This is a genomic window from Thalassotalea fusca, assembly GCF_053485835.1.
Map to the genome: position 1 here is coordinate 92,713 of NZ_JBQRUN010000012.1, position 14,536 is coordinate 107,248.

The following is a 14,536-nucleotide window of genomic DNA, read 5'->3' on the forward strand; positions in this document are numbered from 1 at the left end:
AGTGCGAATACTAAACACGCTTAAATTCGGCAGTGTAACGTGGAAACTGGATCGTCGCTTTAGTTCATTTGAATTTAGGCTTTTGGTTTGTCAGTTACTGAATTTAGCATGTTTAGTTGAACAATTGAGTTTATGGTTAGTGGGCTATGCGTTGGTTAGCTTGCTATGGCAATTTTCGATCGCGTTTAAGTTTCTTAGAACACCTGCGACGCTACTAAAAATTGTGTTTGCGTTATCAGGTGTAACAATTCTGGCTTTGAGTAGTTTGTCGATGGGCATACTGATGAGTATGGTCCACTTGTTGTGTTTAGCGTATATCCTAAAACCCCTTGAGCTGAAAAAACACAGCGATAAACAACAAATAAAACTATTAAATTTATTTGTGCTTGGTGCCGCTTTAATCTTTCAACAATCCTTATCATTTGCCCTTGTGGTGTTTGTTTTATTGGTGGTAAATATCGCGTTGTTTTCAGATGGTTTTGTTAAGCATCAAAGGTTTAATACGTTTAAGTTGACCGCTCTCTTGTTATCGCAAAGTTTACCAATGGCAATACTGCTATTCGTCGTTTTTCCAAAGCTTGGACCTTTGTGGCAAATGCCGAGCGCACCAAGTGCGCAGGTCGGCCTTTCCGATACAGTAAAAATTGGTGATATTGCAAACCTAGCATTATCTAATGACCTTGCATTTCGTGTTGAGTTTGAAGATGTTAGGCCTAACCCTAGCAGCCTGTATTGGCGAACAATTGTGTTAGAAAATTTTGATGGTGTATCTTGGACAAGAAACGACCAAGTGAATAGTCGCACAAGTGGGCCAACTAATTATACTGACGCACTAAGGTATTCAGTTTTTGTTGAACCCAATAATCAATTTTGGCTGTTTGGCTTGGACACTGCTTGGTTAAGGGACGGTATTTACGGAAAAAACCTCGAAGATTTCACAATACGTAGCCAATCAAAAATTACAAATACGACGACCTATCGTGTGGTGAGTACGCCAAATGAACTAATGGATTTGACGCTATCACACCAACAGCGAAATACCAATTTAATGATTCCAATTTCTAGCAACCCTAGATTGACAGAAGAAGGTCGAAAACTAAGAAGGTCATTCGTTAATGAAGAGGAGATAGTAAGAGTAGCGCTGCAAACGTTTAACAAAGAGACATACCGGTACACATTGAAACCCCCAATACTGGCTAACAATAGCTTAGATCAGTTTTACTTTGAGACTAAAGCGGGCTTCTGCGAACATTTTGCGAGTAGTTTTACATATCTCATGCGAGCAGCAGGGATCCCAGCTCGTGTTGTTGTGGGGTATTTGGGAGGGGAATTCAATAAAAGTGGTGAATATTATAGTGTTTATCAAAGAGATGCCCACGCTTGGAGTGAGGTGTGGTTAGCAGGACAAGGCTGGCTCCGCATAGATCCAACAGCCGCAGTAGACATATCCCGGGTTGAACTTGGGATTTATGGCAGTCTTTTTGACGAACAACGTGAACTGTCAGGTGGTTTGGGGTGGGTTAACGATATTGCAAATTCACGATGGGTTAGCAACTTATCCTCGCTGCTAGACGCTGTAGACTACCAATGGACGAAATGGGTGATAGGCTACAATGCAACGACACAATTAAAACTATTAACAGATTGGTTTGGCGATTATTCTCTAGTAAAAATAGCCGTTTTCATATGCTTCATTATTGCCGGGACGGTGGTCTTTCTTTTGTTAGTCAACCTTAGAAACCAACGTCAGCATCAAACTGTTCACGTAAAATATATGAACAAATTAAGAGAGTTTTTGAAGAAAAAAGGTTGTTCCATTGAACTAAGTGATACTGGAGAAGTTTTGGTTGAAAAAGCGGCAGGTATAAACGGGGATCTGCGCCGACCAGTAGCAAATTTTGTAAATATTTTTAGAAAAATAGAATATTGTGATAACGCCTTAAAAATAAAGAGTAATAACATTCAACTATTAAAGAAACAGTGGAAGGATATTCGCAAGGCTGGTAACATTTAAGCTTAAATATCAATACGTAAGGTGTTGATGGATTGAATTTGATACAAGTTTTAATTCGCCTACTATCACTTTAGTTGACTTGTATAAATAACAATGACTGCCTAAATTTTAAAGATGAGGACTAATTTTAGAGCAGGTAGTAAGATGGCACAAACGCTTCCAAAAGATCAGACCCAAATAGACGCATCTAGAGTGTTTGCTATCGTTAGTTATCTAACTGTAGTAGGTTGGCTGATTGCGCTGATTATTAATGGAAGAAATCGTTCCTGCTTGACTAGTTTTCATTTGCGTCAATCGCTAGGATTGATACTAACAGCGGCTTTATTGTCGTTTATTCCATTAATTGGCTGGTTGCTAAACGTTGTTGTTTTACTCTTTTGGCTCATTGCTATTTATCGTGCCTTTTTAGGTGAGCGCTACTGTGTACCTATTGTTGGCTTTTTTTATCAAGAAAAGTTGGCGTTTATTCGCTAAATTGAATGATATTCATGCATGATAGTTTTGGGGTCAAAATAAAAACTTAAGGGTACTGGATTTGTTTACAGTGTTGTGATTAAATTCACTTATTAATCATACTGGAACGTGTTCAATTTTGCTCTACTTATATCCAGCAAATAAAATGGAAAACTTGTTGATACTATTAAGTAAAATTCAACAGGTTTCTCCGTTATCTCTATTCGATACTGAAGTCATTGTCGTACAAAATGCCGGTATGCAGCATTGGTTAAATTTATCATTAGCTGAAATTCGTGGCATAAGTATGAATGTTAATTTCTCCTTGCCGGCTCAATTTCTTTGGAAGCTACTTAGAGAACTAGCTTCCGATGACGACATTCCTGAACAATCGCCATTCGAACGTGAAGTACTCTCTTGGCGTATTTATGACTTATTGCAACAACCTCTTGTTATGGAAGACGAAGATTTTGCGACGGTAACGCATTATTGGCTTGGTAATCGCGCACATGAATCAGCAAATGCCCAAACTACTGAGAATCAAGACGCTAAATGTTATCAGTTAGCATGTCAGCTTGCTGATATTTATGAACAGTATTTGATTTTTAGGCCTGAGTGGATTGATGCTTGGAGTCTTGGTGAAGTTGTTAGTGGTTCCTTGGATGATAACTTTGTACAAACAGAGAAATGGCAACGAAAGCTTTGGACGATGCTAACGAGAGAAGTCTCTTATAGCCCACTAAGCCTAATTAAGAGCGCAACTCAAAATATTGAAGCTAAGCGTGATTTATTGCCAAAGCGTATTTCTTTCTTTGGCATCAACGCGATGGCACCAATGTGGCTAAAGTTTATTGAAGTACTAGCCGAATTTACCCAAGTACACTTTTTTCATTTAAATCCTTGTTTTGATTATTGGGGAGATATCAGTACTGAGAAACAGGCAATCAAGACATTGTCAAAGTGGACAGGTGGTTTTGATGATATGTCCATAACAGTCGGCAATCCTTTGCTAGCTAACTTAGGGCAACAAGGACGAGAATTTTTAGCACTTTTACAAGATATTGCCACAATTGATGTTAATGCTTTTGAAGAAGTAGACTTTGGTAAACATGATAATACTGGCGTGTTGCAAGATGTTTCAGTGTTACAGCGTGTTCAACAGGACATTTTACAACTCAAGGATCAGCGAGAGTCACCAATCTCGATTGTAGACGAGTCGATCGTATTAACTAGTGCCCATAGTGCCTTACGCGAAGTCCAAGGCTTGCACGATTGGTTATTACATCAGTTTAATCAACACCCGTCGTTGACACCCAAAGATGTATTGGTTATGTGTCCTGCTATTGAACAGTACGCACCATATGTAAATGCGGTTTTTTCTCCTGGTTGGCAAGATATTGATGAGAACATACCACCACTGCCATGCTCAATTGCTGATCGCATAAGTAAGGATGCTGAGCCAATTGTTGCAACGTTTATCGAGTTGTTACAGATAAATACAAGTCGATTTGAAGTAAGCAAGATTGTTTCATGGCTGCGGTTACCCAATATTCGAGGGAAGTTCTCACTAGAACATGAAGACATTGATAGGCTTGTCGTTTGGTTAGATAAAGCAAATATTCATTGGGGAAGAGATCAGTCTCACAAGGCAGAGTTGTTGGCAAATGATAATGTGTCGCCTCAATTTACTTGGCACTATGGTTTACAACAACTCATTTTGGGTTTAGCACATTCTGATCAAGATACGCTCGTAGGTAATCAGTTATTTCTCGCTGACGTAGAAGGGACGTCTGCCGATTTGCTAGGCAACTTAATGCTAATGTTGGAAAATTTAGCCATGTTTTCTACGTCATTACATCAACAAAGAACGGCTGAACAGTGGCATAGCTTTTTGATACAGTTTATTGAGGACTTTTTCGTAGTAGATGATAGCCAAGGCTTCACCATTGTTTTTAATGCAATTAATGACTTGATTGATTACACCGAAAATGCTCAATATCACCAAAATTTACCACTTAGTGTGGTGCAAGAGTTTTTATTTACTCATTTCAGCCAGCCAGATCCTGGAAGGCAATTCATGGTTGGGCAAGTAACGTTTTGCTCGATGTTACCGATGCGGTCAATTCCATTTAAAATTGTCGCAGTTTTAGGTCTCAATGACGGAGAATACCCTAGACAACGTCAACCATTTGGTTTTGATTTGATGTCGAGCTCTGCCAGTAAACTGGGTGATCGATCAAGACGAGGAGACGATCGCTATTTGTTTTTGGAAGCTATCATCTCTGCAAGGCTGTCTTTGTATTTGAGTTATCAAGGCCGAAACATTAGTAATAATGGACCACGAGAACCATCGATCGTGCTTAAGGAGCTTATGCATTATCTCACTGATGCATATGGTTGGCAGTTTGATGCAAATGATGAGCAGGCACTGAGCCAGTTAAGGCAACTGCCAATGCAGCCATTCAGTGTAAATAACTATCAGGGAAAGTGGCCTAGCTTTGACGCTAAATGGTTATCGCTGATAGCAGAGTCTGAACGTGATAGGACATTGCCATGTATTGAACAATCGACTACAGATTTTGTAGATATAACAGTAGATGAACTCGTTAGATATTTTCAGCATCCTAGTAAGTGGTTCGCTAACAAGCAATTAAGACTGATGCTTGAAGATTATGACTGTGAGCTTGACGACAATGAACCGTTTGTTGAAGATTCGTTGCAAAGTTACTTGTTTAAGCAGTCGTTGCTTCAAATATATATTGAACCTGCATTAGATGAAGAACAGAAAGTACATGCGATTAACGAAGTTATTACTAAGGCCAAACTTTCCGGAAACTTTCCTGATTTACCGACAACGGAACCAGTACTTAAAAAATGGCTAGAAGATACTGAGTCTTTTTACGCGTATATTCGTTCAAAAGTTGAAGGTGTAGAACGCTCTCACTGTTTAACATATGAAAATAAGATAGAAGATCTAAATACGACAATAGGTTTTAAGTTAACAGGCAAACCTCAGTTGTCTGGAAACAAGGCAGTATTCTTTAGAATGAGTTCACCGAAAGCGGGTGATTTTTTACGGCTTTATATTCATCAACTTCTGCTTCAATGTGCCCAAGAAAATGCCGCGGAGTATATTGATGATAAGAGCGAAGATAACGATACGTTAGACTTAGGCAATGTTACCTCATGCCACGGCTTTTATTTTGATACCAAAAATCAAAAGGTCAGCCACTATTGTTACGCCCGCATAGACAACCCACAGGAAAAGCTTAAAACGTTAATTGCGTTTTTTATTCTGGGAATGAAGCGGCCGCTGCTGATTAATAGCGCATTAGCAGATAAAGCATTAACCGCAAAACAATTCGAACAGCAAGAATTTGAGAAGTTTTGGCACGATGCCAATGCTTATTCTTCGTTTGGTGACGACCCTTATATCAAATATTTTTGGCCAGAATGCCCACATATTGAAAGTGTGCTTCCTGACTTAGAAAAAAGTTTCGCGGACTGTGTAAAGCACAGGGAGCAAATAAAACAATGACGGTTACTAATCTCGTTGCGCACGATGTTCCCTTAGTTGGCAAGCATTTAATTGAAGCCAGCGCTGGTACTGGCAAAACATTCAATATAACGCGTTTGTATTTGCGACTTCTTTTAGAGCAAGAGTTAACAGTTCAGCAGATTCTTGTAATGACCTTTACAAAGGCTGCAACTGAAGAAATTAAAGGCCGTATTGATAGCTTCTTGCGTGAATCTATGTTGCATTGGGATGAAAAAATAACGGATGATCCATTTTTCACTGCACTTGCTCAACGGGTAAGTAAAGATCGCGCTATGCTATTGATTAAGCAAGCACTCTTATTTCTTGATGAAGCAGCAATTTTTACTATCCATGGTTTTTGTCAACGCGTACTAAGTCAACATGCATTTTTAACACAAGTGCCATTTAATGCTCAGTTAGAATCAGACGGGCGTGAAATTGAATTGTCTGCGTGCAGAGATTGGTATCGAAAGCTCGCAATTGAGCATGTAGAAGACTTCATGAATTTAGTTACTTTGTGTGCAACACCAGAAAGCTTTTATCAACAGTTTGCTAAAGTGATTCATCATGAAGACGCTATTTCTGTTCGAACAGAGGCTGATATTCTGGCAGAAGTAAGGTTATGCGTTACTCAAGCTGAAAGTGAATTGGTCAATCATGATGCTTTGCTTACTGAATGTTTGGTCGACAGTAAAAAAGGAGCTGAGAGAGAAAAGCGATTATCAGAAAAGCATGCTTTACTCAATTGGTTACGCGACGCGAAGAGTGATGACTCAGCGCTTTACAGCTCACTGCCAGATAGTTTTGTTGACGGGCGTCGTTTTAGTCGCCACGCAAAGAAAACTGAGATAGCGCTGGCAATTGAGCCACTTTCAAATCTTAAAAAGTTACTAAAGCGATTGCAGTCTAACGTTACTAAAGCCAAAGCGATGGAAGTCATATATAAAGGAATGACAAAGCTTCGAGTAACTATCAACAATGCGAAACAACAAGTAAATACCTTAACTTTTGATGATCTAATTTCTACGCTAGCGGATCGATTAAACAACCAAACATTAGCCAATACACTTTATCAACAATTTCCTGCGGCACTGGTAGATGAATTTCAGGACACAGATCCCAAACAGTTTGATATTCTTCGTGCGATATATGGCCAGCAAACTTCGGCTAACTTGTTTATGATTGGCGACCCTAAACAAGCAATTTATGGTTTTCGTGGGGGAGATATATTTGCATATTTGTCTGCTCGAAATGATTGTGATTATCAATGGGTAATGGACACCAACTGGCGGTCTACGTCTACTATGATTGGCGGCTATAACCGTTTGTTTTACGGCAATGAACTTGCTCAAGAGTCTAAAGATGTGTTTGGTTTTGGCATTCCTTATTTACCAGTCAAAGTGTCGCCTGCAGCTAGTGCTCCATTAGACACAGGTGATGATTATAAGGCGTTACAGTTTATACATTTTTCACATGACGAAAACAAACCAGTCAAACAAGGTTTTAGAGCAACGATGGCTAATTGGTGTGCTCTTGAAATCGGCAGATTGTTAACGTACCAGTCAGTACAAGCTAAAGATATTGCAATATTAGTACGAGATGGAACGGAAGGAGAAGTAATCAAACAATCGCTTAATGAGCACGGGTTGGCCAGTGTTTATCTAAGTAATCGGGCAAACTTGTTTGATAGTGAACAAGCAAGACAACTAGTGCTTATTCTCAATGCTATATTGCATGTTGAAAATGACCAGGTTTTTACCGCTGCGCTCTCGGCTGAGTTGCTTGGCTATTCGCCGATACGATTACTGTCATTGAAAGAAGACGATATAGCGTGGCAATCGCTAAAATTCGAATTCATCGCGTTACGAGACATTTGGCGAAATAAGAGTTTTATTACGATGGCGCTCAAATTGATGCACGATCACATAAATGTTGAGCGTAGTAATTCTGATCGAAGTTTAACCAATATTTTGCACTTATTCGAAGTTCTACAATCGGCTAGTCAACGTCACCATCAACCAGAAGAACTGATTCATTGGTTTGAGCAAGAATGTCGTCAGGAGAACTCTGAGACAGAGGCAGAGTTACGATTAGAAAGCGAAGAAAACCTTATCAGAATTGTCACGCAACATGGTTCGAAAGGACTTGAATACCCGTTTGTATTTGTGCCATTTTGTACGCGACATAAAGACCCGCTTAAATTTGGTAATAAAAATGTTTCAGTCATTGAATTTCATGATCAAAATGCGGGTCGAACTGTTAGTTTAGACGCGAGTTATAAACAAAAGCTGCGAATGGCTGAAGAACAATATGCCGAATCGGTTAGGTTATTATATGTTGCCGTTACACGTGCTGAGCAACGCTGCTATTTGCTAACTACCCAATTTGATAGTTATGAAGCATCCCCATTGGGTAGTACGTTAAAATTAACGAAAGATCAGCCTTTAGCTGTGACACTACAGGCATTAGCTAATGAAATGCCCAAAGACATCGGTTTTGAAGAGGTTGAAGCTTCACTGCTCAAGAATGCAGACACTAGTGGCAAAAATAGCAGTAGTTCTCTCGCAAATAAACCAGACGCGAGCCCTGCAAAATTTACGGGACGGATTGAACGAGACTGGTGGCTAAGTTCGTTTACGGCGTTGAGCCGGAACTTACGTCATGTTGGTGTTTCGTCTCCTGATCGTGATCAATTCGACAATCCCACTGATGCGGGATTAGTGACTAAGCCTTTGATTCAGGAAGCGGGCGGTATTCAGTTTTCACTCGATCGTGGCGCACAGGTAGGTAATTTCCTACATGATGTAATGGAAAACCTAGATTTTAATTCTCCAGATTGGACAGCCGCGTTGCATTGGCCGTTGAAGAAGTATGTAAACGTGGTAAATCAACAGGATATCGATGCGATAATTACATGGTTGCAAAACGTTATATCTTCTTCTTTATCTGACCAACTTCAACTGTCACTAGACAAGCTAGACTCTCGTCGCGTGTTAAAAGAAATGGAGTTTTATTTTCCAATTATCTCTGCTAAAACCAACGCCTTAACAACTTTATTGACTAAGCACCGCTTAGCTAATCGCCAGCAAGATATGGGGCGGGTTCCTCATGTTAGTCTACCGGCTATGACACAATTAAAAGGCATGATGCATGGATTCATTGATTTGGTTTTCGAACATGATGGTAAGTTTTATGTGTGTGATTATAAATCCAATTATTTAGGCGATGATATCAACCAATACCAGCCGGCTTTGTTGCGTCAGAATATCGAATCTCACAACTATGACCTTCAATATTTGATTTATAGCTTAGCGCTCCATAGGTATTTAAGAATAATGCTTGATGATTACAGTGTTGCGGAACATTTTGGCGGGGTTTATTACCTGTATTTAAGAGGCATGGGGCATAGAAATGCTAATGGTGATTCAGGTATTTATTATCGCCGCATTGACGAGAGTACTTTGCAAGCACTAGATAACATATTTGACGGTGAAGTGAACCGCGATAGTGAGGTCAAATGAGCGATACAAAGCCGTTAACATATTCATGCCCTTACTCAACTTTTGCGCGCGCTAATGAAGTTATTGCCGATATAACGCCAATAGACTATTTTTTTGCGAAGCACACTAGCATGCACATTGTTGGCAGTCAGAGCCAATTAGAGTCAAACAATACAATTTCACAAGCAGAGTTTTCTGAACTTTTTCATCTATTGATGGTGCTGCATTGTACTAATCGTGCAGGCGATATTTGTGTGTCGATTGAACAATTTGCTAACAAGGTTTTCGGTTTTGAAAGTGATGAGCAAGGAGTCATTGTTAAACAGGGATATCGTTTTTCAGAACTAGCCGCTATCCTAAAATTGTTGCTTGATGATTTAGCCATTAATCAGTGGGAATTTCCTGTACTCATTGCAAATAACAAATTGTACTTGCGACGCTATTACCAATTTGAACAGGAGGTACGTTTATTTGTTGAGGAGCGGACAAATGAAGCAGTAGCTTTGGATAAGGCGAACGTGAAAAAACTCGCGTCGATTGTGCAGATGTTATTTCCTAATTCAAACCAACAATCAAGCCAAGATACTGAGATTGACTGGCAAAAGGTCGCCGTTGCAAACGCATTGAACAAACGGTTTGTTGTTATTGCTGGGGGGCCGGGAACCGGAAAAACCTATACTGTCACTAAGTTATTAGCGGCATTGGTGGCCTTACATAACGAGCAGACTGCAGAGCATGAGCAATTGCATATCGATAAGCGACGTTCGTTAAAAATTGCGTTAACCGCGCCTACGGGCAAAGCCGCACAGCGTTTGTCTGAGTCTATTTCTAATGCGGTGGTGGGATTTAAAGGCCAAATTGATGAATCTGTTTTATCTGCGATTCCGCGACAAGCTCAAACTATTCATCGACTGCTAGGCGTAATTCCAGAGCAATTAAACTTTAAACACAATAAAGATAACCCGCTGTCAATAGACGTTTTGTTGGTAGACGAGGTGTCTATGGTTGACTTACCACTAATGGCTCGATTGACGAGAGCGCTTCCTTCTCATTGTCGCGTAATATTTTTGGGGGATGCTGATCAATTACCTTCTGTTGGTGCTGGTTGTGTATTAGAAGACTTGGCGCCAAGGCCTCATCCTGGTTTTAGCATAGAAAACAATAAATTGATAAAGCAAATCTGCGAGGTACAGGGCGCTTTATTCAAGGGAAAAGGAAAGGTGTTTACGGATCATTTAACTTTCTTACTACATAGTCGTCGCTTTGATGGTCAAGGAGGGATCGGCAGGCTAGCTAAAGCAGTTATTGAAGGTAAAAGTGAAGAAAGTTGGCAGTTGTTGCTTGATAGCAATAGTCCAGACTCTGATTGTCATATTAAAGAGCAACTTAGGCTTTTGCCTACTGAACGTAAAGTGTGGTTGGCTGCACACGTTAAACAATTCTATTCGCCGATAATGCAATGTGACTCGGTGACATCTGCTTTTGAACAGCTCGCAAAATACCGTATTTTATGTGCAACTCGCGTTGGTCAATGTGGTGTAGATTCATTAAATGACGAAGTTGAGAGTTTGCTACAGATGCAGGGTGTTATTCCATATCGTCAAGCGCTATATCTAGGTAAGCCCATTATGATTAGTCAAAATGACTATCACTTGGGCTTGTTTAATGGTGACATTGGATTGATATGGCCAAATGAAAATAACCAGCTGATGGCGGTATTTGAACGGGACGATGGTGATTTATACTGGGTTTTACCTTCAAGGTTACCTAAATACGAAACAGTATATGCGATGACTATCCACAAGACTCAGGGTAGTGAGTTTAACCATTCTGTTATTGTGTTACCAGAACAAGCCAATAATCGCTTGTTGTCGCGGGAGTTATTATATACAGGAATCACCCGAGGCAAAACTAAGGTAAGTGTGCATGCGTCAAAACAAGTATGGCAGCAGACTGTCGTTAACCAAATCAAGCGTATGTCAGGTTTAGATTTATTTAGATAAGGTGAGTAATACCAAGTATGCAAATACAGCAAATCAACAAAGTACAATATAGAAAACGACTGAATACCATTATTGTTGGGTTTATTTTGATATTTGGGGTGTTGTCTGTCTTGTACGGTGCATTATTGATAGCCATGCTTTCTTCCGTCGAAACACAAGCGGTAGTAAACCCAAATAATGGTACTGAAGAAGCGAGTAATTTTAAATTCAATTTGATTGGGGTTGTGCTTGGTTTAATAACCTGTGCTGCGGTATTGCACCGGTTAAAGCTCACGCCATTTTTTCGTGAAGTCTATTACGTGTGGCAAATCAAACAAATTCAAAATCTTATCTATCGAAAACTTAAAAAAATTAAATCGGCTGCCGAGAATAATAATCGTAACGCAATGGTTATCGTTGAGTTTTACTATGAAAGTTTGAAACAGGTTTATCACTTAGATGACAATACAATTACGATGTCAACGGTAGAAAAAGAGCACCAAGCCTTTCACGATATGGTAGAAGCAAAAGGGATAGAAATTAAATCAACACAATTTGAAAAAGCGATGTTAGACGACTTTTAGCTGTATACATTTTACAAAACAGTAGACCAAGGAGATATTATGATAGGTTACACTATGTTAGGCACCAATAATTTCGATAAAGCGGTGGCATTTTACGATGAACTTTTTAGCGTGATAGGTGCAAATCGCGTAATGGAGAGTGAAGAGTACGTTGTTTGGGCAACCGAACCTTCACAACCTAGTTTCTCAATAACGAAGCCATTCAACGGCCAACCCGCGACGAATGGCAATGGTACTATGATTGCTTTATCGGTAGATTCGCCAGAGAAGGTAGACGCCATTTATGCGAAAGCACTCGAACTCGGTGGTGTGTGTGAAGGGCCAGCGGGTCCTCGAGACGAGTTGGCAGGTTTTTACGCAGGGTATTTTCGTGATTTAGATGGCAATAAACTAAACGCGTTTTACTTTCAGGCACCAGCTCACTAAACATATTTACTTATGGTGTGTTATTTGCGTTAATGACGTATCAAATGATGCGTCATTACAAGGACATACCATAGTGAAAAAGCTTAAACACGAAAGTGAATTGCTTAAGAAAGCGTTAGTGATCGGAGAGAAATATGCCATTAATCGTGGCTATAGTGCATTCAAAGCCACAGACTCAGCTAAACAAAAAATAGAGAGTCTTTATCGATTGCTTGTACATGATAAGCTGATGCATCCATTAGCTTTGGATCAAGAATCGCAACCTAACATGAAACATAAATTAGCGTTGTGGATTGCAAAGCAATTGCCTGAAGACCATCCTCTAAAACAAAACTAATATGATTTAGTATGCGATTAGTTTTCTTCGCTCCGCTCCATAAACTTAGTGAGAAATATCATGACCAAATCAATAACTCGCGCTGTACATCGTACTTTAACGGTAACTCTGGCCTCTGCAAGTGTATTTTTAAGCACTCTGGCGCCTTGTTATGCAGTTGAGCAGCCAATTGCTTTCGCAATACACGGTGGAGCAGGCACAATAAGCCAAACTAAGATGACTCCTGACAAAAGAGAGGCATACGAAGCTAAACTAGGCCAAGCACTTGATGCAGGTTATGACATTCTGGCGAAAGGTGGAACAAGCCAAGACGCGGTTATTGCGGCAATCAAAATATTAGAAGATTCGCCGTTATTTAACGCAGGCAAAGGCGCTGTGTATACGTTTGAGGAAAGCCATGAATTAGATGCGTCAATAATGCATGGTAAAACGCTCAATGCAGGTGCAGTATCAGGTGTTAGTACAGTTAAAAACCCTATAGTCCTAGCTGAACGGGTAATGGAAAAGTCTGTACATGTGATGTTAAGTGGAAAAGGCGCTGAAGCTTTTGCCTCTCAACAAGGGATCGAGTTAGTAGATAATCGATATTTTGATACCAAGCATCGTTACCAGTCGTTAATTAAAGCAAAACAAAAACTGTTAAAACAAGAAAGCCAGTTGAAAGACTATCAAGCTGCTCATCGAACACTGCCGTCGGAATACAAGATGGGGACGGTTGGTGCCGTTGCACTTGATAAATACGGTGATTTAGTTGCAGGCACCAGTACTGGTGGCATGACAGCAAAACGTTTTGGACGTATTGGTGATTCGCCAATAATTGGAGCCGGGACGTACGCAAATAATGACAGTTGTGCAGTATCGGCTACAGGCCATGGCGAGTATTTTATTCGATATCATGTGGCAGCTGATATTTGTGCTCGTGTTCAATACCAGGGAAGTACATTAGCGGACGCTGCTGATATTGTGATTAATCAAGTACTCAAAGAGGCCGGAGGCACCGGCGGCATTATTGCCATTGACACGAAAGGGAACATTGCAATGCCATTTAATACGTCAGGAATGTATAGAGGGCAGCGTTCATCAACTGGCGAGCGAAAGATTGCGATTTTTAAAGGAGAATAATTTATGCGCTTATTAAAGTTTAATCGTTATTTGGCTGGTGCGATCGCTATTAGCGCATTAGCCGGGTGTTCTGATGATGTTGGTAAAGTAAGTTTAGGCTTGTTTACGACCAAAGATGTGGTTGTTCAGGCTAATCAAGATCCTATTATCACAGGTGTAACATGTCATATAAGCCATATTGAAGCTGATCTCGACTTTTCGGATCCGTCTGATATGTCAATTGCTTGTCGTCAAACAGGTGAAATCACAGCGGAACAACTTGCCAAGATAGATAAATCAAAAAACGGCGAAATCGTCTTCAAAAAATCCAAGAGTATATTATTTAAGTCGCTTAAGGTTCGCCGCATCTATGATGCCAAACAAAAAACCTTAATATATCTGTCATATTCAACGAAAGAGTCGAGTGGCAGTCATCACCATTCTTTATCGACAGTTCCGTTATATAAGACGAATGCATGGCAATGGGCAGTAGATTATAGCGTTAAGAATTAGCACAAGAGTTGTTTGTTGGTGACAAAAATTATAAATAACTGGCTGATTTCCTAACAAATAGATAGGAATAATCAGATTTTAGGTCTAC

10 protein-coding genes are annotated in these 14,536 nt (G+C 40.0%); all 10 read left to right on the forward strand.

Annotated elements, in window-relative coordinates; genetic code table 11:
- Position 1 precedes the first annotated feature (1 nt).
- The 10 genes from ACSLUK_RS14570 (at position 2) to ACSLUK_RS14615 (ending at position 14,448) form a co-directional block, all read left to right on the forward strand.
- The gene (locus ACSLUK_RS14570; protein ID WP_448549397.1) at positions 2-2,014 is read left to right on the forward strand and encodes a transglutaminase TgpA family protein; all 2,013 of its coding nucleotides are present in this window, start codon (positions 2-4) and stop codon (positions 2,012-2,014) included.
- A gap of 144 nt (positions 2,015-2,158) precedes the next feature.
- Positions 2,159-2,488, forward strand: coding sequence for a DUF4870 domain-containing protein (locus tag ACSLUK_RS14575; protein WP_448549398.1), 330 nt, complete (start codon positions 2,159-2,161; stop codon positions 2,486-2,488).
- A gap of 118 nt (positions 2,489-2,606) precedes the next feature.
- A complete protein-coding gene (gene recC, locus ACSLUK_RS14580; RefSeq protein WP_448549399.1) occupies positions 2,607-6,005 on the forward strand; it encodes an exodeoxyribonuclease V subunit gamma in 3,399 nt (1,132 codons plus the stop codon).
- Positions 6,002-9,526, forward strand: a complete 3,525-nt coding sequence (gene recB / locus ACSLUK_RS14585; protein WP_448549400.1) for an exodeoxyribonuclease V subunit beta — start codon at positions 6,002-6,004, stop codon at positions 9,524-9,526. Before recC ends, recB begins: the two co-directional genes overlap by 4 nt.
- On the forward strand, positions 9,523-11,508 hold the full coding sequence (recD, locus tag ACSLUK_RS14590) for an exodeoxyribonuclease V subunit alpha (protein ID WP_448549401.1): 1,986 nt from the start codon (positions 9,523-9,525) through the stop codon (positions 11,506-11,508). Before recB ends, recD begins: the two co-directional genes overlap by 4 nt.
- Before the next feature lie 17 nt (positions 11,509-11,525).
- Positions 11,526-12,071: a DUF3087 family protein gene (locus ACSLUK_RS14595; RefSeq protein ID WP_448549402.1), complete on the forward strand. Its 546-nt coding sequence runs from the start codon at positions 11,526-11,528 to the stop codon at positions 12,069-12,071.
- A 39-nt stretch (positions 12,072-12,110) separates the two neighbouring features.
- Positions 12,111-12,497: a VOC family protein gene (locus ACSLUK_RS14600; RefSeq protein ID WP_448549403.1), complete on the forward strand. Its 387-nt coding sequence runs from the start codon at positions 12,111-12,113 to the stop codon at positions 12,495-12,497.
- Positions 12,498-12,570: 73 nt separating this feature from the next.
- Complete coding sequence (locus tag ACSLUK_RS14605; RefSeq protein WP_448549404.1) at positions 12,571-12,834, forward strand: DUF5062 family protein; 264 nt, start codon at positions 12,571-12,573, stop codon at positions 12,832-12,834.
- Positions 12,835-12,894: 60 nt separating this feature from the next.
- Positions 12,895-13,956 (forward strand): isoaspartyl peptidase/L-asparaginase family protein, encoded by a 1,062-nt coding sequence (locus ACSLUK_RS14610; RefSeq protein ID WP_448549405.1) that lies wholly within the window; start codon positions 12,895-12,897, stop codon positions 13,954-13,956.
- A gap of 3 nt (positions 13,957-13,959) precedes the next feature.
- Positions 13,960-14,448 (forward strand): CreA family protein, encoded by a 489-nt coding sequence (locus ACSLUK_RS14615; protein ID WP_448549406.1) that lies wholly within the window; start codon positions 13,960-13,962, stop codon positions 14,446-14,448.
- Positions 14,449-14,536: the final 88 nt, after the last annotated feature.

What these genes read in the sequence shown, in the direction of transcription:
- ACSLUK_RS14615 (WP_448549406.1), top strand. Translation starts at nt 13,960, where the DNA reads ATGCGCTTATTAAAGTTTAATCGTTATTTGGCTGGTGCGATCGCTATT.
- recD (WP_448549401.1), top strand. Translation starts at nt 9,523, where the DNA reads ATGAGCGATACAAAGCCGTTAACATATTCATGCCCTTACTCAACTTTT.
- ACSLUK_RS14575 (WP_448549398.1), top strand. Translation starts at nt 2,159, where the DNA reads ATGGCACAAACGCTTCCAAAAGATCAGACCCAAATAGACGCATCTAGA.
- ACSLUK_RS14610 (WP_448549405.1), top strand. Translation starts at nt 12,895, where the DNA reads ATGACCAAATCAATAACTCGCGCTGTACATCGTACTTTAACGGTAACT.
- ACSLUK_RS14600 (WP_448549403.1), top strand. Translation starts at nt 12,111, where the DNA reads ATGATAGGTTACACTATGTTAGGCACCAATAATTTCGATAAAGCGGTG.
- recB (WP_448549400.1), top strand. Translation starts at nt 6,002, where the DNA reads ATGACGGTTACTAATCTCGTTGCGCACGATGTTCCCTTAGTTGGCAAG.
- ACSLUK_RS14595 (WP_448549402.1), top strand. Translation starts at nt 11,526, where the DNA reads ATGCAAATACAGCAAATCAACAAAGTACAATATAGAAAACGACTGAAT.